The organism is Labrys sp. (in: a-proteobacteria) (assembly GCF_047605565.1).
Classification (GTDB): domain Bacteria; phylum Pseudomonadota; class Alphaproteobacteria; order Rhizobiales; family Labraceae; genus Labrys; species Labrys neptuniae.
The window spans coordinates 37,495-60,034 of sequence record NZ_JASGFM010000034.1 but is presented as its reverse complement, the minus strand read 5'-3'; the positions used below and the strand labels follow the sequence as shown (position 1 = coordinate 60,034).

The 22,540-nt window shown below is 63.4% G+C and carries 22 protein-coding genes; 20 read left to right on the top strand and 2 right to left on the bottom strand.

What is annotated here, in order from left to right:
• Nucleotides 1-87: 87 nt before the first annotated feature.
• The 9 genes from QM672_RS24545 (at nt 88) to QM672_RS24505 (ending at nt 8,313) form a co-directional block, all read left to right on the top strand.
• Nucleotides 88-996, top strand: coding sequence for a LysR substrate-binding domain-containing protein (locus QM672_RS24545; protein WP_311938840.1), 909 nt, complete (start codon nt 88-90; stop codon nt 994-996).
• A gap of 218 nt (nt 997-1,214) precedes the next feature.
• Nucleotides 1,215-2,348 (top strand): ABC transporter ATP-binding protein, encoded by a 1,134-nt coding sequence (locus tag QM672_RS24540; RefSeq protein ID WP_367626702.1) that lies wholly within the window; start codon nt 1,215-1,217, stop codon nt 2,346-2,348.
• 99 nt (nt 2,349-2,447) lie between these two features.
• Entirely contained in the window at nt 2,448-3,563 is a 1,116-nt protein-coding gene (locus QM672_RS24535; protein ID WP_367626703.1) for an ABC transporter substrate-binding protein, read from the top strand.
• A gap of 61 nt (nt 3,564-3,624) precedes the next feature.
• Nucleotides 3,625-4,464 carry an ABC transporter permease gene (locus tag QM672_RS24530; RefSeq protein ID WP_367626704.1) on the top strand — a complete coding sequence of 280 codons (840 nt, stop codon included), beginning with the start codon at nt 3,625-3,627 and terminating at the stop codon, nt 4,462-4,464.
• Nucleotides 4,461-5,273 carry an ABC transporter permease gene (locus QM672_RS24525; protein WP_415085734.1) on the top strand — a complete coding sequence of 271 codons (813 nt, stop codon included), beginning with the start codon at nt 4,461-4,463 and terminating at the stop codon, nt 5,271-5,273. The genes QM672_RS24530 and QM672_RS24525 overlap by 4 nt, the downstream gene beginning before the upstream one ends.
• A gap of 146 nt (nt 5,274-5,419) precedes the next feature.
• Nucleotides 5,420-6,187 (top strand): proteasome-type protease, encoded by a 768-nt coding sequence (locus QM672_RS24520; protein ID WP_311938829.1) that lies wholly within the window; start codon nt 5,420-5,422, stop codon nt 6,185-6,187.
• A 188-nt stretch (nt 6,188-6,375) separates the two neighbouring features.
• Entirely contained in the window at nt 6,376-6,783 is a 408-nt protein-coding gene (locus tag QM672_RS24515; RefSeq protein ID WP_311938827.1) for a DoxX family protein, read from the top strand.
• 369 nt (nt 6,784-7,152) lie between these two features.
• Entirely contained in the window at nt 7,153-7,557 is a 405-nt protein-coding gene (locus tag QM672_RS24510) for a DUF930 domain-containing protein (protein ID WP_311938825.1), read from the top strand.
• Between the two features lie 30 nt (nt 7,558-7,587).
• Nucleotides 7,588-8,313 (top strand): MOSC domain-containing protein, encoded by a 726-nt coding sequence (locus tag QM672_RS24505; protein WP_415085731.1) that lies wholly within the window; start codon nt 7,588-7,590, stop codon nt 8,311-8,313.
• A 5-nt stretch (nt 8,314-8,318) separates the two neighbouring features.
• Here QM672_RS24505 and QM672_RS24500 read toward each other — a convergent pair whose 3' ends face one another.
• A complete protein-coding gene (locus tag QM672_RS24500; RefSeq protein ID WP_394309524.1) occupies nt 8,319-9,074 on the bottom strand; it encodes an SDR family NAD(P)-dependent oxidoreductase in 756 nt (251 codons plus the stop codon).
• Between the two features lie 134 nt (nt 9,075-9,208).
• On the opposite strand from QM672_RS24500, the gene QM672_RS24495 reads away from it, so the two are divergent.
• Nucleotides 9,209-10,099 carry an AraC family transcriptional regulator N-terminal domain-containing protein gene (locus tag QM672_RS24495; RefSeq protein WP_415085729.1) on the top strand — a complete coding sequence of 297 codons (891 nt, stop codon included), beginning with the start codon at nt 9,209-9,211 and terminating at the stop codon, nt 10,097-10,099.
• Nucleotides 10,100-10,127: 28 nt separating this feature from the next.
• Here the strand turns inward: QM672_RS24495 and QM672_RS24490 are convergent, their stop codons facing one another.
• Entirely contained in the window at nt 10,128-10,730 is a 603-nt protein-coding gene (locus QM672_RS24490; RefSeq protein WP_105862748.1) for an exopolysaccharide biosynthesis protein, read from the bottom strand.
• A gap of 415 nt (nt 10,731-11,145) precedes the next feature.
• Here QM672_RS24490 and QM672_RS24485 point away from each other — a divergent pair, with 415 nt between their 5' ends.
• The 10 genes from QM672_RS24485 (at nt 11,146) to QM672_RS24440 (ending at nt 22,399) form a co-directional block, all read left to right on the top strand.
• Nucleotides 11,146-11,640 (top strand): (2Fe-2S)-binding protein, encoded by a 495-nt coding sequence (locus tag QM672_RS24485; protein ID WP_311938816.1) that lies wholly within the window; start codon nt 11,146-11,148, stop codon nt 11,638-11,640.
• A gap of 247 nt (nt 11,641-11,887) precedes the next feature.
• Complete coding sequence (locus QM672_RS24480) at nt 11,888-14,257, top strand: xanthine dehydrogenase family protein molybdopterin-binding subunit (RefSeq protein WP_394309528.1); 2,370 nt, start codon at nt 11,888-11,890, stop codon at nt 14,255-14,257.
• 124 nt (nt 14,258-14,381) lie between these two features.
• On the top strand, nt 14,382-15,179 hold the full coding sequence (locus QM672_RS24475; RefSeq protein ID WP_311938812.1) for an FAD binding domain-containing protein: 798 nt from the start codon (nt 14,382-14,384) through the stop codon (nt 15,177-15,179).
• A gap of 100 nt (nt 15,180-15,279) precedes the next feature.
• The gene (locus QM672_RS24470; protein ID WP_415085725.1) at nt 15,280-15,840 is read left to right on the top strand and encodes an O-acetyl-ADP-ribose deacetylase; all 561 of its coding nucleotides are present in this window, start codon (nt 15,280-15,282) and stop codon (nt 15,838-15,840) included.
• A 138-nt stretch (nt 15,841-15,978) separates the two neighbouring features.
• Nucleotides 15,979-16,896 (top strand): AAA family ATPase, encoded by a 918-nt coding sequence (locus tag QM672_RS24465; RefSeq protein WP_311938810.1) that lies wholly within the window; start codon nt 15,979-15,981, stop codon nt 16,894-16,896.
• Nucleotides 16,889-18,118 carry a vWA domain-containing protein gene (locus tag QM672_RS24460; protein WP_415085723.1) on the top strand — a complete coding sequence of 410 codons (1,230 nt, stop codon included), beginning with the start codon at nt 16,889-16,891 and terminating at the stop codon, nt 18,116-18,118. The genes QM672_RS24465 and QM672_RS24460 overlap by 8 nt, the downstream gene beginning before the upstream one ends.
• Before the next feature lie 158 nt (nt 18,119-18,276).
• Entirely contained in the window at nt 18,277-18,618 is a 342-nt protein-coding gene (locus tag QM672_RS24455; RefSeq protein WP_415085721.1) for an XdhC family protein, read from the top strand.
• A gap of 39 nt (nt 18,619-18,657) precedes the next feature.
• Nucleotides 18,658-19,386, top strand: a complete 729-nt coding sequence (locus tag QM672_RS24450) for an XdhC family protein (protein WP_311938805.1) — start codon at nt 18,658-18,660, stop codon at nt 19,384-19,386.
• A gap of 10 nt (nt 19,387-19,396) precedes the next feature.
• Entirely contained in the window at nt 19,397-21,013 is a 1,617-nt protein-coding gene (locus tag QM672_RS24445) for an NTP transferase domain-containing protein (protein WP_415085719.1), read from the top strand.
• 432 nt (nt 21,014-21,445) lie between these two features.
• Nucleotides 21,446-22,399: an ABC transporter permease subunit gene (locus tag QM672_RS24440; protein ID WP_311938801.1), complete on the top strand. Its 954-nt coding sequence runs from the start codon at nt 21,446-21,448 to the stop codon at nt 22,397-22,399.
• Nucleotides 22,400-22,540 lie beyond the last annotated feature (141 nt).

Here is a 22,540-nt window from a genome sequence, read left to right as displayed (position 1 = left end):
AAGTGATATGTTTTGCCTGTTTGAACAAATTCCATTCACCTTTAGGCAATCTTGCCCGAAATCTGGTGAGAGATTTCCGGAGTTCCCTTGCGCATTCCCTCCACCCAGGCCCTGCGTGCCCTCGACAGCTTCGCCCGCCACGGCAGCGTCTGGCGTGCCGCCGAAGAGCTCTTTCTCACCCGCAGCGCCGTCAGCCACCAATTGCGCCTGCTCGAGCGCGATCTCGGCTTCGACCTGCTGGAGCGCAACGGCAAGGGCGTGATGCTGACCGTCCGCGGCCGCCACTATGCCAACGAGGTGCGCAAGGCCCTCACCGTCATCGGGGATGCCTCGCTGCAATATGGCGACAAGGGCGTCGTCGGCACGCTGCAGGTGAGCTGCACGCCCGGATTTGCCTCGCTTTGGCTATGCACCCACATCGCCGAGTTCCAGGAAATGTATCCGGACGTGTCATTGCGCGTGGTGACGCCGCGGCGGCTCGACGACGTCTCCAACCCCGATGTCGACCTCTTCATCACCTTCGGCGACGGCAATTGGCCCAATCGGGCGGTCGAGTTGCTGTGCGAAGTCCAGTTCACGCCATTATGCAGCCCGGCTTTGCTCAACAAGGTCGGCGGTCTCAACGAACCCTCGGACGTATTGAGGGCACCACTGCTTCACCTGGGCGATTTCGACGATTGGACGCGCTGGCTGGCCCTTGCCAATGTCGAAAATCCCAATGCCGAATGCGGCATGATCTTCTCCGACATGAATCTCGTCTTCGCCGCCGCTACCGCCGGCCAGGGCATCGCCATGGGAGATGAACTCACCTGCCGTACCGCCATGAAGGCCGGCCAGTTGATCCGCCCCTTCGACCTCGCCATCAAGTCGCCGCGCTCCTATTTCCTGGTGATGGAGCATGCCAAGATCGGCCATGCGGTCTCGCGGGCCTTCGCAGACTGGTTGAAGTCGGCCTTGGCGCAGACGAGCCCGACATACCGCCCCAACTATGGCTGAACGGCTGTAGCGGGCTACCCGTTGGGGTGAATCAAATTTTTCCCCAGAGGCAACAACATTCAATTGTCGTGAACGATAATCACGCTTAGGCTTTAAACGGTTTTCCAAAGCGTTTTGCGATTTGACGAAATCGGCAAGAACCGCAAAGACGCGTCGAAACAAGGAATCGGAGCAAAACGCGTTCATCCCTGAATGCGCTTTGCTCTAGGAGGACATGCATGGCGCAAAACGGCGGGGTAGCGCCCGGCAAAGCAGCCGGTCATTCGGGCATCGAACACGCTGCCGAGATCCGGGCCGAAGGCATCGGCAAGACATTCGGCAAGTTCGAGGCGCTCAAGGGCGTTTCCCTTACCATTGCCCGCGGCGAATTCCTCACCCTGCTCGGCCCCTCGGGCTCCGGCAAGACCACCTTCCTGATGATCCTCGCCGGCTTCGAAAAGCCGACGGTCGGCCGCCTCACTCGCGACGGCACCGATATCACCACGCTTTCCGCCGAAGAACGCGCCTTCGGCATGGTGTTCCAGGGCTATGCGCTGTTCCCGCATATGACGGTGGAACAGAACATCGCCTTCCCCCTGCATATCCGCAAGGTGCCCGGCGACGAGATCCGTCGGCGCGTCGGCGAGATGGTGGCGCGTGTCGGCCTGTCCGGTCATGGCCACAAGCTTCCTGCCAAACTCTCCGGCGGCCAGCAGCAGCGCGTGGCCCTGGCGAGGGCTCTGGTATTCGAGCCGCCCGTGCTCCTGCTCGACGAGCCCTTTTCGGCTCTCGACAAGAACATGCGCAACTCCATGCAGGACGAGGTCAAGCGCCTGCATGAAGAGCTCGGCACCACCTTCATCTTCGTCACGCACGACCAGAGCGAGGCAATGGCGCTGTCATCGCATGTAGCGATCTTCAACCAGGGCCAGCTCCTGCAGGTCGGCACGCCGCAGGAGGTCTATGAGAAGCCGACCAACCGTTTCGTCTCGGAATTCCTCGGCGACATCAATCTCCTGCCGCTGCACGACGTCCAGCGGGAAGCCGGCAACGCCCGCGGCTCCTGCGACGGAGCCCTGCTCGACGTGCCGTCCCAGAGCCATATCGGTAAGACTGGCATCCTGGCGATCCGCCCCGAGCATATGGATGTCTCGGCCAGGCCGCAGGTAGAATCCCTCAACTGCCTGGCCGGCACCGTGACGGCCTCGACCTATCTCGGCTCGGCCACCAAACTGTCCCTGACCACCAAGAGCGGCACGCCGGTGAGCCTGACGCTGCCGACGGATCGCGCAGCGGAGGCCTTGGCAAACGGGCCGGACCTTTGGCTCACCTGGCCCAAGAGCAAGGGATTCCTGTTGCCGGAAGATGCGTAAAGCAACTGCTTCTCCTGCAATAAAACACTGTAAAAAACAAATAATTATAACGAAATTCTCACCATCCGCCTTCGCATACCCAACAGGGGAACATCGGCTATGAATGAAGCCTTCCAGAAAGACTGTCTCGAAATCCTCGCCTCGAAGGTCGAAGCCGGCCAGATCAGCCGCCGGCGTTTTGCCCAGCTCGCCGCCATGGTCCTCGCCGGCGCTCCCTTTGCCCTGCGCACCGGCCCGGCCCGCGCCGATGGCGGCCAGCTCGTCCTCGTCAACTGGGGTGGCGATGCCATCAAGGCCTATGACGCCGCCTATGGCCAGCCCTTCCAGCAGGAAACCGGCATCACCGTGAAGGAAGACGGCACCGGCCCGACCGAAGGCGGCATCACCGCGCAGTTCAAGAGCGGCAAGCCGACCTGGGACATCGTGGACGCCGACCCGTTCTCCGCCATCTCCCTGGGCAAGCAGGGCATGCTCGAGCCGATCGACTACAAGGTGGTCGACAAGTCGAAGTTCCGGCCTGGCTTTGGCTGGGAACATGCCTCCTCGACCTATTTCTTCTCTTATGTCATTGCCTATGACGCCTCCAAATTCGGCGACAAGCCGCCGACCGGCATGGCCGATTTCTTCAATGTGGAGAAGTTCCCCGGCAAGCGTTCGCTCTACAAATGGGGCGCCGGCATGTGGGAGGCGCTGCTGCTCGGTGACGGCGTGGCGCCGGAGAAGCTCTATCCGCTCGATCTCAAGCGCGCCCACGACAAGCTCGCTGCCTTCAAGGACAATGTGGTGTCCTATTGGGGTGGCGGCGCCGAAAGCCAGCAGGTGTTGTTGAATGGCGATGCCTCGATGGCGCTGATCTGGTCCACGCGCGCCTCGGTGCTGGAGAAGGATTCGGGCGGCCAGATCAAGTTCATCTGGGATCAGGGTCTGATCTCGCCCGGCGCCATGGCGGTGATCAAGAACAATCCCGGCGGCAAGGACAATGCGATGAAGTTCATCGCCAGCGCGCAGGATCCCAAGAAGCAGCTGGTGATGTTCGACATGCTCGGACAGGGCCCCGCCAATCCGGCCACCGATGCCCTCATCCCCGCCGACCAGAAGCGCCTCAATCCGGTCGATCCCGCCAATATGAGCAAGCAAATCGCGCTCGACATGAACTGGTATGCCGAAAATTACGGCGCCGCGCTGGACGCCTACACCAAGATCATCTCGGCCTGACCTTTCATCCACTGCCCGGGCGGCCTCCAAGTCCGGGCAGTGAAGACATGCGAGAGCTTTGATGCGCAAGCCCTTGTCTTCACTTTCATTCCTGGTTCTGGCAGGGCCGTTGCTGGCGTTCCTGACGCTGGTCTATCTCATTCCCTTCCTCGGCGTGGCCCAGTGGAGCATCACGCTGCCCGAACCCGGATTGACGCAATATCAAAGGCTTGCCGGCGACCCGCTGGTGCTCTCGGTCTTCCTGCGTACCTTCCGCATCTGCGCCATGGTGACGGTGATCACCGTCATCGCCGCCTATATGATCGCCTATGTCTGGGTGCGTGGCACGCCGCTACAGCAGCGCCTGGCGGAATTGTGCATCCTGATCCCCTTCTGGATCTCGGTGCTGACCCGCGCCTTCGGCTGGCTGGCGCTGCTCTCCAATCGCGGCCTGGTCAACAGCTGGCTCCAGAGTCTCGGCTTCATCTCGGAGCCGCTGACGCTGGTGCGCAACGAGTTCGGCGTCATCATCGGCATGACGCATTTTCTCATTCCCTTCGCCGTGTTTCCGCTGGCCTCGGCCATGCGGAGCCTGGACGAACGCGTCTTTCTGGCCGCTCGCGGCATGGGTGCCGGTCCGCTGCGCATCTTCTGGAAGGTCTTCGTGCCGATGACCTTTTCCGGCATCATCGGGGCCACGCTCATCGTCTTTGTGTTCGCCCTCGGCTTCTTCGTCACACCCGCCATTCTCGGCGGCGGCCGCAGCGTGATGGTGGCCGAACTCATCTATCTGCGCATGTTCCAGAGCCCGGATTGGGGCCTCGGCGCGGCGATCAGCGTCACGCTGGTGGTGATCGTGGCAGCGCTGATGGCCCTGCTGTTTCGCTATGCCCGCCTCGGCGATACGGGAGTGTCCAAATGACATCGCATCGCCCCGGCCTGATCGCCCTCACCGCGGCGGCCCTCGTCGCCGTCTTCCTGCTGCTGCCGCTATTGGCCGTGGTGCCGGTGTCGTTCACGGCAGCCCGCTACCTCTCCATGCCCAACGGCAACTACGCCCTGACCCATTACCGTACCCTGTTCACCAATCCGGACTGGGCGAATTCCATCCTGCTCAGCATCCGCATCGGCGTGGTTTCGAGCGCTCTCGCCACCACGCTGGCGACCCTGTTCTGCGTCGGCATCTGGATGTTTCGTCCCCGCTTCGGCGCCGCCCTCGTCGGCTTCGTGCTGCTGCCGATGATCGTGCCGCCGGTCGTCTCGGCGATGACGCTCTATTTCCTGCTCACCGGCCTGTCCCAGGTCAGCTCCCTCGTCGGCTTCGACACCTGGCTCGGCGTGGTCCTCGCCCATGTGGTGATGATCGTCCCCTTCTGCGTGGTGCTGATCATGGTCTCGCTCAGCCAGGTCGACCGCCGCATCGATCTCGCCGCCCGCGGCATGGGCGCCAGCGTCTGGCAGCGCGCCACCCGGATCATCCTGCCTAACATCAAGTTCGGCCTGCTGACCGCGGCGATGCTGTCCTTCGTGCTGTCCTGGGAGGAAATCGGCGTCACCCTCTTCATCACCAGCGTGAATGCGATCACCCTGCCCCGGCTGATGTGGAGCGGGGTGCGCGACAACATCGATCCGGCGATCGCCTCGATCTCCGTCATCCTGATCGTGCTGACCACGCTGGTGCTGATCATCCGCATGGTCTATTCGAGCCTGCGCTCGGCGCCGAAGCATTAGGTCCCCTGCCGCTTTTTGCCGCTCTCCCGACCGGCCTTGCGCCCGTAGGCGGCAAACGAATCTTGCTCTATGGGAAGGGCGTGGCAGCCTGAGGGTTCAGGCTTGCTTGGGGGGCACCGCCGACAGGCGGCTTGGGAGTTCAGTCGATGACCTATTGCGTCGGGATTTCGGTTCGCGAGGGCCTGGTGATGATCGCGGATACGCGCACCAATGCCGGCATCGACAACATCGCGACATTCCGCAAGCTGCATGTGTTCGAAGAGCCGGGCGAACGCGTCCTGGCGGTGTGCACCTCCGGCAACCTCTCGGTGAGCCAGGCCGTGCTGGACCATATCCAGGAGGGCCTGGAAAATCCCGATACCGGCGCCGTCGATACGCTGATGAGCATGCCCAGCATGTTCAAGGCCGCCCAGCTGATCGGCCGGGCCATTCGCCAGGTCTACGCTACCGATGGGCGCAGCCTGGAGGAGCACAACAGCCGCTTCGACGTGGCCTTCCTGTTCGGTGGGCAGATCAAGGGCGGCAAGATGCGGCTCTTCATGATCTATTCGGCAGGCAATTTCATCGAGGTGACGGCCGATACCCCCTATCTGCAGATCGGCGAGCACAAATATGGCAAGCCGATCCTCGACCGCGCGGTGAACTACGAGACGGAAATGCCGGACGCCCTCAAGGTCGGCCTGATCTCGATGGACTCCACCATGCGCTCCAATCTCGGCGTCGGCATGCCGATCGACATCCTCACCGTGCGGCGGGACGCGCTCAAATCCGAAATCAGCCATCGCATCGAGCCGGGCGAGCCCTATTTCCACGATCTGCGCGAGCGCTGGTCGGCGGCCTTGCGGGCCGCCCACATCGCCATTCCCAGGCCACCCTATATCATCGGCAAGACGGGCGTGCTCGACACGCCCTGAACCGGAGCGGATCGGCGCGTGCCTTGCTGGAGCAGGCCGCCGGAACGCCCCGGAAAATCCGCCAAATCTGGAATGACGTTAAACAAGAACGTGATGGTTCGTGATCGCCGAACCGGCCGCACGGGCTGGAAAGTCGTGTCTGACTAACCTAAGGCTGCGTTCCCCTCAGCGACCACGGACGGAGCAGCATGTCGCAATCCTCGACGCAATCGACCCTCCAGGCCTATGCGCCGACCATTCTTTCCCTCGTACGCATCGTCGCCGGCCTGATCTTCCTGGCACACGGCACCCAGAAGCTGTTCGGCTTTCCGGCGCTCCCGCCCGACCGCGAGATCCCCGTCTTCGGCCTGATGTGGTTCGGCGGCATACTTGAGGCCTTTGGCGGCCTGCTGATCGTGATCGGCCTGTTCACCCGCCCCGTCGCCTTCATCCTTTCCGGGCAGATGGCCGTGGCCTATTTCATGTTCCACGCGCCGAAATCCTTCTTCCCGGCCCTGAACGGCGGCGACGCCGCCATCCTCTACTGCTTCCTCTTCCTCTATTTCGTTTTCGCCGGCCCGGGATCGATCAGCGTGGACGCGGCACGCAAGCGGTAGAATCGAACCACACCCATCGCCCGGGTGCCCAGATCCGCCATGGATCGACAAGATGAGGATGAGGCGCTAGGTTGCGCTCCCTGAATCGGCACAGGGTCGACCTGGGTTTGAAACCAGACCCATCTCTTCCCGGGCCGATCCTCCCCACCATGGAGATGACTGCCCCGGCCATCGGGGCCTGTCGCCCGGAGCAATAAGCGCGGTTGTCAAACGCCTTTGTTCGGGCTCCTCATTTCCAGACGCCGCGCGATTTCCCGGGGGGCTTCCACCCGATCGTGCGGCGCGTGGTGGGGATCATGGCCAATACCGGGCCTGTGCCGGTCGCTCACGCGATCCGGCCCGGGTTCGCTTCTGCCTGGACTGGATGGAATGAAATCGACGCTGCTTTCGATCGCCCTGATCGCCCTTGCCCTGACACCCGCCTCAGCACGCCAGAACGTCAAGCCCGGCCGGACCGAGGCCGGCCTCGCCAAACTGGCCCCGGCCGACCGGTTTCAGCAGGCCTGCGACATCGAGTTGATGGAAAGGCTGCGCCACGAATCCCGCCCCTACAAGCCCGACAGCGTGATCGCCTATGCGCTGGGCGATCCGCATGTGACGGGCGACACGCTCAAGGGCGACGGCGGCGCCTTCCGCAGCGGCGGGATCTGGTATCAATATTCCTTTACCTGCGAGGCGACGCCCGATCGCATGAAGGTGATATCGCTGGAATACAGGGTCGGCGAAGCCGTCCCGCGCGACGAATGGGATTCCCACGGCCTCTCCATCCACTGATCCCCTTCAACCCCGGATAGGCGAACGGGCATGGGCAAAAACGGTTTGATCGGCGTCATTCGTCGGATCCAGCGTTTTCCGGTCAAATCCATGGGCAGCGACATCCTGGACACGGTGGAACTGCGCTGGAACGGCCTGGCGGGTGACCGGCAATATGCCTTCGTGAAAACCAATGATCGCGGCCGCTTTCCCTACCTCACCGGCCGGGATCTGCCCGATCTCCTGCTCTACCGCGCCCGTTACCTCAAGCCGGAGGATCCCAAAACCTCGACGCTGGTCGTGCACTCCCCCAAGGGCGGCGAATACGACATCGACGATCCCGCCTTGTGCCGGGAATTGAGCGAGGCGGCTGGCGAGCCCGTGCACCTGATGCAGCTCGGCCGAGGCCATTTCGACAGCGCCGTCATCTCTCTGGTGAGCACGACGACGGCCGGCCGCCTGGCGCAGGCCCATGGCGGCGATATCGATCTGCAACGCTTCCGCATCAATCTTCTGATAGAACCCGCGGATGCCGAGAGCTGGGAACGGGATTGGCTCGACAAAAGGGTCACCGTCGGCAACCGGGAGGTCCGTCTGCGTACCGACCGGCCGATCGAGCGCTGCGTGATGATCACCCTCGATCCACAGACGGCCCAGCGCACTCCCGCGATCATGAAGACAGTCGCACGTCAGTTCGCCAACCAGATCGGCATTTACGGCACCGTCGAGCAACCGGGAACGATCGGCCTGGGCGACGGCATCCGTTTCAGCGATTGAGCGGCTCAGATGGCTTGGCCGCCCGAGACCTCGATCCGCTGGGCGTTGACCCAGCGATTGGCGTCCGACAAGAGGCTCGCGATCATCGGCCCGATGTCCTCGGCCACTCCGGCTCGCCCAAGCGCGGTCATCTGCGCAAAGATCTTGTTGATACTGGGATCGTCGCGAACGGCACCACCGCCGAAGTCGGTCTCGATCGCGCCCGGCGCCACGGTATTGACCGCAATCCGCCTTTCACCCAGTTCCTTGGCCAGATAGGTCGACAGAACCTCCACGGCCCCCTTGGCCGCGGCATAGGCTGCATAGCCTGGATAAGACACGCGTGTCAGGCCGGAAGATAGATTGACGATGCGACCGCCATCCGCCATCAGCGGCAGCAGGGCCTGGGTGAGGAAGAGAACGCCCTTGAAATGGACGTTGACCAGGGCATCGAACTGCGCCTCGGTCGTCTGGCCGATCAGGGCGTAGTCGCCATGGCCAGCATTGTTCACCAGATGATCGAATGTCCCCCGCGACCACGTGTCGTGCAGCGTTGCCCGCACCCTTTCGGTGAAGGCGGCAAAGGCTGCGACGTCACCTGTATCGAGTTGAAAGGCGATCGCCTTCCGGCCCATGGCCCGGATTTCAGCGACGACCGCCTCGGCATCCTCGCTCCGGCTGCGATAGGTGAGGATGACATCGCCGCCAAGGCGGGCAATATTGAGGGCGGTGCTGCGACCAAGACCGCGACTGGCCCCGGTTACGAGTGAAATCCTGGTCATCGGGCAAACTCCGTTGGTGTGACGGCCTCCGATATCGGGCCAAACCTGCCTTCGGTGTTGCTGGAATCTCGATGTTTCTTGCCTAATCCTCCAAGAGGCATGCAGGACGGACGCGAAGCGAGTAGGCTGTCACCATGACCGCCCTGCTTGAAGCCATTCGCCGCCATGCCCAAGTCCACGCCGACTCGAATGGTATCGCGGCCACGCCGATTCCGGGTCTCACCACCGTGCGGGCGACGGCGCCCAGCGGCCTGGTTCATGCCATCTCCCGCCCCCTCGCCTGCCTTGTGCTGCAGGGAAGCAAGCATGTCACCATGGGCATGCAGGCTTTCGACTTCGCGGCTGGCGATTCCCTGCTGATCACCGCGGATGTGCCGACCGTGAGCCAGATCACCCACGCCAGCGCCATGGCTCCCTATCTGTCGCTGGTGCTGGAGCTGGACGCTGCCGTGATAGCCGATCTGGCTGCGCAGATGAATGCCTTTGGCGGAGCCGACCATGCCCCGGTACGCGTCCAGCCCACCGATGCTGAGGTCGCCGACGTGGCACTACGGTTGATGCATTTGCTCGATCGACCGGCTTCGGTGCCGGTGCTGCAAGCCCAACTCGTGCGTGAGATGCATTACTCGCTGTTGGCCGGCCGTCACGGTACGGCAATACGACGACTGGGCTGGCCCGATGGCCACGCACAGCGCATCGCACGTGCCGTCGCTATACTGAGGGCCGAATTCATGCAGCCCTTGCCGGTCGAGCGCTTGGCCGCGGCTGCCGGCATGAGTTCCTCCTCATTTCACCAGCATTTCAGGTCGATAACCTCGCTCTCTCCCCTGCAATTCCAAAAGCAGCTGCGCCTGATCGAGGCCAGGCGATTGATGCAAGCCGAGGGTATGGGCGCGAGCGGGGCGGCATTCTCGGTCGGCTATGAGAGCGTTTCCCAATTCACTCGCGAATATGGCCGGTTGTTCGGCCTGCCGCCGGTTCGCGACACCAAGGCAGCAAGGGAACGCGCTCGAACGGCCGCCTGAATATCGACGGGACTGTCGCCGGCGCGCCTCAGAAGATGGCCAGCGCGCCCTGGAAGATGAGATAGCCGAGCCCGGCCGTGATCAACAGGCCCACGCTGGTGGCGATATAGCCAGCCAGGATGACGGCGCCGTCGCGCTCGACCAGGCCGAGGCCGAGGATGCAGATGGGAATGCCGAGCGGGATGTTGCCGATGATCGGGATCGGCAGCAGCAGGGCAAGGCCCAGCACCAGGGCGACGATGCCAACGATCCGCCGGGACCGCGCGTCGGCGAACAGATGCAGGCGCGGCTTGGCAAAACGCTCGACCCACTGGATCCAGGGCTCCGCCTTGGTGACGATACGCTGCAGATCCTTGCGGGCGAAGCTGCGTTTGGCCAGGAATTGCGGCAGCCAGAGATTGTCGCGCCCCATCACCATCTGCGCCGCGATCAGGGCGACGATGATGCCGCAGATCACCGGAATGCCCGGCGGCATCGGCAGGCAGTTGGGTATGCCGAAGAGCAAGAACAGAATACCGAAGGCGCGGTTGCGCATGGCGGCCGTCAGGTCGCCGAAATAAATGCGCTCCTCTCCTTCCGCCGAGGCAATCGCCGCAAGGAGTTCGGATGTTCTGGGGTTACGCGGTTCCAAAATTAGGCTGACTCGTGGGATCCTTGCCGGGCTTATAGTGGGACTCTGCGACAATTTCGAGATGATTGTGCGAGCGAACGCCAAACGGGGCGCGGCATTTGCGGATGGGTGTTGTGCTTTTGCCGCATAGTTCCCTTTGCAGCACAGCATTCCATGCTGCATTGCAAGACCCCGTACTCGTGCTGTCTTGTCGCAGGCGCCCCTTTGCCGACCTTGTTCGAAAAATCGCAAAAAACGCGAAAAACCCCGCAAAAACGACCCTCAACTTTTCGAGCTTGTCACTTGACCACCGAAAAACGGGGGTCCAGACTGGAATCATTCCGATCTGCTTCATGAGAGTCCTTGGTTCAGACCACCAAATGAATGGTGGCGAACGCAGAGGGGACAACAGATCGCGAACCGGTTGGAGGACCCCATGGCTTCCGTTTCGCTTCTCGTCAATGGACGGGAAATTACGGCTGATATTGACCCACGTACTTTACTTGTCGAATTTCTGCGCGAGCACCTCAGGCTTACCGGCACCCATGTCGGCTGCGATACCAGCCAATGTGGTGCCTGCGTGGTGCATATCGACGGCAAGGCCGTCAAATCCTGCACCACCCTCGCCGTCCAGGCCAGCGGCGGCTCGGTGACCACCATCGAGGGCCTCGCCAACAACGGCCAGCTCCATCCGATGCAGGAAGCCTTCCGCGACAATCATGGCCTGCAATGCGGCTTCTGCACGCCCGGCATGATCATGACCTCGGTCGCCATGGTCGACCGACTCGGCGGCGATCTCGACGAGGCCACCATCCGCCATGAGCTGGAAGGCAATATCTGCCGCTGCACGGGCTACCACAACATCGTCAAGGCGGTGGCGGCAGGAGCCAAGGCCATGACCGAAGGCCAGACGCTGCAGGCGGCCGAATAGTCGTTCTCTCCCGGACTGCGTCACCCAACTGTTCGCGGCAGCCCAAAATGCCGTCGATCGACGCTCCGGACCTCGATCATTTCATCGACTCTCTCGGCGAAGCCTTTGTTTGCCGGGGATTATTCCAATCCCATGGCGTTTTGCGACCCGAGGAAATCGGGCCAGACCGCAAAACGCGTCGAAACAGCGAATTGGAGCAAACAAGCGTTCACGCCTGAACGCGCGCTGCTCCAGGGGAGAGAACGTCATGAACGCCACGGGCGTGGGCGCACCAGTGCGCCGCAAGGAGGACTTCCGGTTCATCACCGGCAAGGGCAATTATACCGGCGACATCAATCGCCCGGGCCAGGCCCATGCCTATTTCCTGCGCTCGCCGCATGCGCATGCGACGATCAAGTCGATCGACATCAGCGAAGCCCGCAAGCTGCCAGGTGTCATCGAGATCCTCACCGGCGAGGATTTGGCGCAGGACAAGATCGGCGGCTTGATCTGCGGCTGGATGATCCACTCCAAGGACGGCTCGCCGATGAAGGCCGGCGCCCATCCGGCGCTGGCCCAGGGCAAGGTGCGCTATGTCGGCGACCATGTCGCCGTGGTGCTTGCCGAAACCCTGGCGCAGGCCAAGGACGGTGCCGAGGCCATCAACGTCACCTATGAGCCGCTGCCGGCCAGCGTCGATACCGCCAAGACCCAGGCCAAGGACGCGCCCCAGGTCCATGCCGAGGCCGAGAACAACACCGTGTTCCAATGGCATCTCGGCGACAAGACGGCCTCCGACGCCGCCTTCAAGGCAGCCAAGCACATCACCAAGCTCGACATCCTCAACAACCGCCTGGTGCCCAACGCCATCGAACCGCGTGCCGCCGTCGGCGACTACGATTCCGGTACCGAGGCCTATACTCTTTATACCACCTCGCAGAACCCGCATGTCGCCCGCCTGGTGCTGTCGGCCTTCATCGGCATCGCACCCGAGCACAAGCTGCGCGTGATCGCCCCCGATGTCGGCGGCGGCTTCGGCTCCAAGATCTTCATCTATGCCGAAGAGACGGTGTGCGTGTGGGCTGCCAAGCGCATTGGACGCCCGGTGAAATGGACCGGCGACCGTACCGAGGCCTTCCTGGCCGACGCTCATGGCCGCGATCACGTCACCCGCGCCGAACTCGCCATCGACGCCAACAACAAGATCACCGGTCTGCGCGTCCACACCATCGCCAATCTCGGCGCCTATCTCTCGACCTTCTCCTCCAGCGTGCCGACCTATCTCTATGCGCCGCTGCTGTCGGGCCAATACGACATCCCGGCGATCTATGCCGAGGTCGACGGCGTCTACACCAACACCGCCCCGGTCGACGCCTATCGCGGCGCCGGACGGCCGGAGGCGACCTTCGTGGTCGAGCGCCTTGTCGAGGTGGCGGCGCGTGAACTTGGCCTCGATCCGGCCAAGTTCCGCAAGAAGAACTTCGTGAAGTCCTTCCCGCACCAGACCCCGGTGATCATGACCTATGACGCCGGCGACTATAATGCCTCGCTCGACAAGGCGATGGAGTTGCACGACGTTAAGGGCTTCGGCGCCCGCCGCCGCGCCTCCGAGCGGGCCGGCAAGCTCAGGGGCCTGGGCTATTCGGCCTATATCGAGGCATGCGGCATCGCGCCCTCCCAGGCGGTGGGCTCCCTCGGCGCCGGCGTCGGCCTGTGGGAATCGGCGGAGATCCGCGTCAATCCGATCGGCACGGTCGAGGTGCTGACGGGCTCGCACAGCCATGGCCAGGGCCATGAGACCACCTTCGCGCAGTTGGTGTCCGACCGGCTCGGCATCCCCATCGACTCGGTCGCCGTCGTGCATGGCGATACCGACAAGGTGCAGTTCGGCATGGGCACCTATGGCTCGCGTTCCGGCGCGGTCGGCATGTCGGCCATCGTCAAGGCGGTCGACAAGGTCATCGCCAAGGGCAAGAAGGTCGCCTCCTATGTGCTGGAGGCCTCCGAAGGCGACATCGAGTTCAAGGATGGGCGCTTCTCGGTGGCCGGCACCGACAAGGGCCTGGCTTTCGGCGAAGTGGCTCTGCAGGCCTATATCGCCCACAAATTCTCGGGCCAGGACCTTGAACCCGGCCTCAAGGAAGGCGCGTTCTACGATCCCACCAATTTCACCTTCCCGGCGGGCGTGCATATCTGCGAAGTCGAGATCGATCCCGACACCGGCGTCACCACCATCGCGCGCTGGACGGCAGTGGACGATTTCGGCGAACTGATCAACCCGATGATCGTCGAGGGCCAGGTGCATGGCGGCATCGCCCAGGGCGTCGGCCAGGCCCTGCTCGAGGGTGCGGTCTATGACAAGGACGGCCAGCTCCTGACCGCCTCCTTCATGGACTATTGCATGCCGCGCGCGGACGACCTGCCCTCCTTCAATGTCGGCATGACCAAGACCACCTGCCCCTCCAACCCGCTCGGCATCAAGGGCTGCGGCGAGGCCGGTGCGATCGCGGCACCGCCAGCGGTGATGAACGCCATCACCGATGCCATCGGCCTGGAAGACATCGCCATGCCGGCTTCGCCCCAGGTGGTGTGGAACGCCGTGCAGCGCGCCGCCAAGGGCAAGAAGGCAGCAGAATAACAGGGGCGGGTCTTCTCAGCTCCATCGGCACACCGATGGAGCGGGACCCGCCAGGAACCTCCAAGCCACGAGAATCAGGCGGGTCTGAAGACCCGCCCCCCCACTTCAACCCTGGGAGCCTCCCATGTATCCGTTCACCTATCAGCGCCCGACCTCCGTGCGCGGGGCCGTCGCCGCCCTCGCCAAGGCGGAAGACGCCAAACTGCTCGCCGGCGGGCACACCTTGCTGCCGACCATGAAGCAGCGCCTCGCCAGCCCCACCACCCTGATCGACCTCACCAAGATCGAGGGCCTCAGCGGTATCGAGGTGAAGGGCCGCAATCTCGTCATCGGCGCCACCACGCCGCATGGCGACGTGGCTGCGAGCGCCACGGTCGGCGAAGCCATCCCGGCTCTCGCCGCTCTCGCCGGCATGATCGGCGATCCGGCGGTACGTTCGCGCGGCACCATCGGCGGCTCGCTCGCCAACAACGATCCGGCCGCCGATTATCCGGCGGCGGCCCTCGCCCTCAACGCCACGATCATCACCAACAAGCGCAAGATCCCGGCCGACGAATATTTCACCGGCCTGTTCGATACCGCGCTGGAGGAAGGCGAGATCATCACCAAGATCTCCTTCCCCATTCCGGCCAAGGCAGCCTATCAGAAATTCCCCAATCCGGCTTCGCGCTACGCCCTGGTCGGGGTGTTCGTGGCCAAGAAGGGAAGTTCGGTGCGCGTCGCGGTCACCGGCGCCGGCTCCGATGGCGTGTTCCGCCACACCAAGGCCGAAGAAGCGCTGTCGTCGCGCTTCCATGCCAAATCGCTCGACGGGGTGAGCCTCTCGTCCAAGGGGCTCAACGGCGACATCCACGCCAGCGCCGACTACCGCGCCCACCTGATCGGCGTGCTGACCAAGAGAGCCGTCGCAGCCGCCAAGTGACCGACCCAAAGCGTTTTGCTCTCCGGGAGCGCGGCCCTCATTTGCGCTCCCGTCTCCTGCACCGACCGAAAGCGCGCGCATGCCCGCATCTTCAGGAACCATGCCCGAAGCCGAATTCTCCACCGATTTGGCCAAGACCCGCTTGACGGTCCTCGTCGCCAACATCACCACGCTGGGGGTGGAGGCCATCGTCAACGCCGCCAATACCTCCCTGCTCGGCGGTGGCGGCGTTGATGGAGCCATCCACCGTGCCGCCGGGCCGGAGCTGGTGGCGGAGTGCCGTACGCTGAACGGTTGCAAGGTGGGCGATGCCAAGATTACCGGGGGATACCGGCTGCCGGCCCGTCATGTCATCCATACCGTTGGCCCGGTCTTCAATGGCGGCGCCCAGGGAGAGGCCGACAGGCTCGCCTCCTGCTATCGGCGCAGCCTCGAAGTCGCCGCGGCCAATGCCATTGCCTCGATCGCCTTTCCGGCCATTTCCACCGGAATCTACCGTTACCCGGCGGACGAAGCGGCCACGATCGCCGTCGCGACCGTCATCGATACCTTGCCGCTGCTGTCGGCGCCCCCGTCGCTCGTCGTGTTCTGCTGTTTCGATGCGGGCACGGCCACCCATTACCGCCAGGCCTTCGTCGATGCTGGCCTCGCCCCCTTCTGATCGGGCCCGATCAGGATAACTCTGCAGGATCTCAAAGACTTGCGGAGTTTTTCGACATTGCCCATTCATGGGCCCCATCGAGAAATTCCGCTTGGCAGGGACTCGTCCTATAGTGCCGGCAGATTTCAGGAGTTTGCCTTGCCTGCCTCCCTTCCCGCCTCCATCGACGCAACAGCCGCCCTACTCGCCAAGGCCGACTATGTAGCCGGGCGCGACCTTGCCACCGTCTTGTTCCTCGCCTTGCGCATGGGCCGCCCGCTTTTCCTGGAAGGGGAAGCGGGCGTCGGCAAGACCGAGATCGCCAAGGTGCTGTCTGCGACGCTGGGCCGCTCCCTGATCCGCCTGCAATGCTATGAAGGGCTCGACATCGCCTCGGCGGTGTATGAATGGAACACCATGGCGCAGATGATCGAGATCCGCCTGGCCGAGGCCGGCGGCAATGTCGACCGCGCCAGCCTCGGTTCCGATCTCTTCTCCGAACGCTTCCTGATCGCCCGGCCCATCCTGGAAGCGGTACGCCCCCAGGCCGGTGGTGCGCCGATCCTGCTGATCGACGAACTCGACCGCACCGACGAGGCCTTCGAAGCCTATCTCCTGGAGGTCCTTTCAGATTTCCAGGTCACCATTCCCGAATTCGGCACGGTCAAGGCGGAAGCGCCGCCCATCGTCGTGATCACCTCCAACCGCACCCGCGAGATCCATGATGCCCTCAAGCGGCGCTGCCTCTATCACTGGGTCGATTATCCCAGCGCCGAGAACGAACTCGAGATCCTGCGCCGCAAGGTGCCGCATGTGCCTGCCAAGCTGTCGCGCGAGCTGATCGGCTTCGTGCAGGCGCTGCGCCGGGAGGACCTGTTCAAGGCGCCGGGCGTCGCCGAGATGCTGGACTGGGCCACCGCCCTGACCGAGCTCGATGCCGTGGCGCTCGATCCCGCGCTCGTCTCCGACACGCTCGGCGTGCTCTTGAAATATCAGGACGACATTGCCCGCCTCTCCGGCAGCCAGGCCAAAAGGCTGATCGACAGCGTCAAAGCCGGGGCGCAGGCCCATGCCTGACATCCCGCCTGCCGAAACAGCGCCCCCAGAGATCGGCAGGCTTGCCGACAACATCGCCTATTTCGGCCGCCTCCTGCGCGACGCCGGCCTGCCGGTCGGCCCGGCCAGCGTGCTCGATGCCATCCGGGCGGTGGAGACAGCCGGTCTCGGCGGCAAGCAGGATTTCTACTGGACACTGCACAGCGTCTTCGTGACGCGGCACGAACAATCGCTGCTCTTTCGCCAAGCCTTCGAATTGTTCTGGCGCCAGCGCGCCCTGACCGAAAAACTCATCGCCATGATGTCCCCCCAGGCGGTGGCGATGAAGGAACCGCCCAAGCCCAAGGCCGGCGCGCAGCGCGTCAACGATGCCTTCTACAAGGAGCCGCCGCGCGAGGTGGAAGAGAAGAAGCTCGTCGAGTTCGACGCGCGCCTGACCATGTCGGAGCGCGAGATCCTCAAGGAGCGGGACTTCGCCCAGATGACCGCGGAGGAGATCGCTGCCGCCAAGAAGGAAATGGCAGGGCTGCGCCTGCCTTTCGACAATGTCCCGACACGTCGCCTCAGGCCCGGAGGCAGCGAGGTCATCGACCTCAGAAGGACTCTCAGAGCCGCCATGCGCAGCGGCGGCGATCTCGTATCCATCGCCTATCGGCAGGCCGGCGAGAAGCACCCGCCCCTCGTGGCGCTTTGCGACATATCCGGATCGATGGCGGACTATTCCCGCCTGTTTCTGCATTTCCTGCATGCGATCTCGGAAAAGGGCCGGCGCGTGCATGCCTTCGTGTTCGCGACGCGGCTGACCAACATCACGCGTTCGCTGAGGACGCGCGATCCCGACGAGGCCCTCGAACATGCTTCCAGAGCCGTCAAGGATTGGGATGGCGGCACCCGCATCGCCCATTGTCTGGAGCGCTTCAACAAGGACTGGTCGCGCCGCGTGCTCGGCCAGGGCGCCACGGTGCTGCTGATCACCGATGGGCTGGAGCGTCAGGTCGATCCCGGCCTCGCCAAGGAACTCGACCGCCTGCATCGTTCCTGCCGCCGCCTGATCTGGCTCAATCCCCTGCTGCGCTTCGACGCCTTCGAAGCGCGTGCGGCCGGCATCAAGGCCATGCTGCCGCATGTTGACGAATTCAGAACCATTCACAATCTCAGGAGCATGGGCGACCTGGTCAAAGCCCTCGACCGCAGGGCCGATGCCGCCGCCGACCCCAGGAGTTGGTTAAAACGCGCTGGTTGAGAAGGACCGGCAACGGCGCTTTTGGAGTGTCAGCCTCCGGCTGACATCGTATCTGCTGGTGAGTGCTTGGCTTTCAAGAGGTCAGCAGGAGGCTGACACTCCAAGATTCCGAATAAACGCGGCGATCATGCCGCCCCCCGTTTCAAGGAGCAATTTCGATGAATGATACCACCAGCAATTTCGCATCCGACACCGACATCCTTGCCAGCGCCCAGCAGTGGCGGGAACGAGGCAAAGGCGTCGCCATCGCCACCGTGGTGGAAACCTGGGGCTCGGCGCCGCGCCCGACGGGCTCGAACCTGGTGATCGACGAGGACGGCAATTTTCTCGGCTCCGTTTCCGGCGGTTGCGTGGAAGGCGCCGTGGTCACCGAAGCACTCGACGTTATTCAAGAGGGTAAGCCGCGCCTGATCGAGTTCGGGGTCGCCGACGAGACCGCCTGGCGGGTCGGCCTGTCCTGCGGCGGCACCATCCGGGTCTATGTCGAGAAACTGGACTGAAGGCCGCTTTCCTTCGCAATATTTGTCGCAGGCTCCGCCATGAAACTTGCCACCCTCCAGGCCCTCAACCAGGCCAAAGCCACCCGCAAGGCCGTTCTTCTCGTCACCGATCTCGAGACCGGCGAGGAACGCCTGGTCGAGGAAAGCGCGATCCCGGCCGATCCGCTGGCCTCCGTGCTGTCGCAGCAATTGCGGCAGGGTCGCTCCGCCACGGTCGAGCAGGATGGCAGGCGCCATTTCATCACCGTCCACGTGCCGCCGGTACGCCTGGTGATGATCGGCGCCGTCCATATCAGCCAGGCGCTGGTCCCCCTGGCCCGCCTCGTCGGCCAGGATCCTGTTATCGTCGATCCGCGTACCGCCTTTGCCACGCCAGAGCGCTTTCCCGACGTCAAACTGTTCGCCGAATGGCCCGATGTCGCCTTGCCGCCCCTCGGCATTGACCGTTACACCGCCTTCGTCGCCCTCACCCACGACCCGAAGATCGATGATGGGGCACTGATACATGCGCTCGAACGCGAGTGCTTCTATGTGGGGGCGCTGGGCTCGCGCAGGACGCATGCGCGCCGCATCGAGCGGTTGTGCGAGGCCGGTGTCGGCGAGGCCGCGCTGGCGCGTATCCGGGCGCCCATCGGCCTCGACATCGGCGCTATCAGCCCGGCCGAGATCGCCGTCTCGATCATGGCAGAGATTACTGCCGCGCTTCGACTGGAGAGTGGCGAGAGGCAACCCAGGTCGCCTGTCCTGTCAAAACCCTGTTATAAGTGACTGTGTTTCCATGTTTTTCGGCGAGATTTCCATAGACCAGGCCCAGGGCGGCGTTGCTGTCCATTCGATCCGCAAGGGGGGGCTTGTCCTCAAGAAGGGTACGCATATCGGGCCAGCCGAAATCGAGGCGCTGCGCCGCGAAAGGGTCGAGTCCATCGTCATCGCCAGGCTCGATCCCGGCGATGTCGGCGAGGATATCGCCGCCGAGCGCATTGCCACCAGATTGGGAGGTGAAGGCGTGCGCGTGGCCGAGCCCTTCACCGGCAGGGCCAATCTGTTCGCCGAGCAGGCCGGTGTGCTGGTGATCGACCGTGACGGCGTCGATCGGGTCAACGCCATCGACGAAAGCATCACCTTCGCGACCCTCCCTGCCTTCGATCCCGTCAAGGCCGGCGAAATGATCGCAACCGTCAAGATCATCCCCTTTGCAGTCGAGGCGCCGACCTTCGAGCGCGCGCTTGCGAGCCTGGGTGCCCCGATCATCCGGATCGCTCCCTTCCGCCCGCTCAAGGTAGCCGCCATCTCCACTTTGCTGCCGGGCCTGAAGGAAAGCGTGATCGCCCGCACCCTGCAGGTACTGAAGGAACGCCTGGCGCCGGCCGAGGCCACACTCGTCCTCGACGAAAGGGTGCCGCATCAGGCCCCGGCGCTGGCGCTTGCCCTCGATCAAGCCAAGGCAGCTCAGGCCGACCTCACCATCATCTTCGGCGCTTCGGCCATTGCCGACAGGCGCGACGTCATCCCCGCAGCCATCGAAATATCGGGCGGCACGGTCGAACATTTCGGCATGCCGGTCGATCCAGGCAATCTCCTGCTGCTGGGGCGTTCCGGCGCCATGTCGGTGCTGGGCGCGCCAGGCTGCGCGCGCTCGCCCAAGGAGAACGGCTTCGACTGGATCCTGCACCGCCTGCTGGCCGGCCTGCCGGTCACCCGCGCCGATATCGTCGGCCTCGGCGTCGGCGGCCTGCTGATGGAGATCGTCAGCCGTCCCCAGCCGCGCGCAGCGGCCGGGAAGACGGGCGAGAGCCCTCCTCACGTCGCGGCCATCGTCCTGGCTGCCGGCCGCTCCACGCGCATGGGCGGATCGAACAAGCTTCTGGAGGACTATGCCGGCAAGCCGCTGGTCCGTCATGCCGTGGAAGCCGCGCTCGCCAGCAAGGCGGGTTCGGTCACGGTGGTCACCGGCCACCAGCAGGCCGAGGTTCGCGATGCCATGGCCGGGCTGGCCGTCTCCTTCGTGCACAATCCGGACTTCGCCGAAGGCCTCTCCACTTCCGTGCGCGCCGGCATCGCGGCCCTGCCCGCCGAATGCGACGCTGCCCTGATCGCGCTGGGCGACATGCCGCTGGTGGATGCCGCCCTGCTCGATCGGCTGATATCGGCCTTCGAACCGGATAAGGGCGCCCTCATCGTGCTTCCCGTCACTGAGAGGCAGCGCGGCAATCCCGTGATCTGGGCACGGCGATTCTTCGACGAATTGCAGGCCATCGAGGGCGACGCCGGAGGCCGGCAGATCCTCAAGGCCAACGGCGATGCGGTGGTCGAGATTCCCGTCTCTTCGAGCGCCGCAAGCTTCGACGTGGACACGAGGGAGGCGCTCGCGCAATTGCGACAACTCCCGACCTGACATTTTGTTGCTCGCCCCGCCGCCGCAACATTCGCGTGCAAGGGGTGTGCGCAATTATTCAGCAATATTCTTTCCCCTGATGAAGGATAGTATGGCCATCGAAATTTTTGTGTGGATCTAGACGAAATCTAACAGCCGTTACACGTCTGCACGACTGGAGCCATTCAGTCGCTAAATCGTTTTTTGGGCGTTACTGGTGCAAAATTGACGCTTCTAACGCCAGCCGACGCTAAAAAATTCGTCGGGCTGCATAAATATTTCGTGATTTCCAGAAACTTCGCTTTCGAGACCATCGCGGTGATTGTCAGTTTGCAAAGCGCTTGCTATGACAGGAAATCGTCGAATGACTGCCTGTCTCTTAGGCAAAAATCCCGCCAAAGGGAGACCAGGAGAAGCAAGGACGGCGTCGACAGAGGGGAAAGTTTGTAGACGATGGCAGAGTTTTTACAGCAGCTCATCAACGGGCTGGCGGTAGGATCGCTATATGGTCTTATCGCCGTAGGTTACACGATGGTGTTCGGCATCATCGGCATGGTGAACTTCGCTCACGGCGATCTGTTCATGCTCTCCGCGATCATCGCATTCATCTGTTTCGTGATCCTGGTAACCTTGCTCGGACTTTCGTCGGTCGTCGTGGCCTTACTGGTGGTCATGGCAATCGGCATGGTCCTCACCAGTATCTGGAACTGGGCCATCGAGCGCATCGCCTACCGCCCGCTGCGTGGATCCTTCCGCCTCGCTCCGCTGATCTCCGCCATCGGCGTCTCCATGGCCCTGTCCAATTTCGTACAGGTCAGCCAGGGCGCCGAATCCAAGGCGATCCCCCACGCCGTGGACGCTGCCCTCAGCGCGAAATATCAGATCTGGTCGGAGGTCACCTCGGACGGACGCGCCATGGACGCCTCGCTCTCGCTCAAGGCCATCCTGATCTTCGTCACCACGGCGGTGCTGCTGGCAATCTTCTGGTACATCGTTTCCCGGACCTCGCTCGGCCGCGCCCAGCGCGCCTGCGAGCAGGACCGCAAGATGGCCGCCCTGCTCGGCGTCGATGTCGACCGCACCATCTCGATCACCTTCATCATGGGCGCCGCCCTCGCCGCCGTCGCCGGCCTGATGTTTCTGGTGCTCTACGGTTCCGTGAACTTCCGTGACGGCTTCGTGCCCGGCGTCAAGGCCTTCACCGCCGCGGTCCTCGGCGGCATCGGCTCCCTGCCCGGTGCGGTGCTGGGCGGCATGCTGATCGGCCTGATCGAAAAATTGTGGGAGGGATCCTTCGAGGGCGACGTAGCGGCCTATCGCGACGTCGCCGTGTTCTCGGTGCTCGCCATCACGCTGATCTTCATGCCGCAAGGCCTGCTGGGACGCCCCGAAGTGGAGAAGGTGTGATCATGGCCGAATCCGATACCACGCGCATTTCATCGGCCGACCTGTTCAAGGATCTCATCTTCTGGGCAGCGGTCTCCACCTGCATGTTCCTGCCGGTGGTGGGGCTGACGACCTATTCGGACCAGGCGACCAACAGTTTCC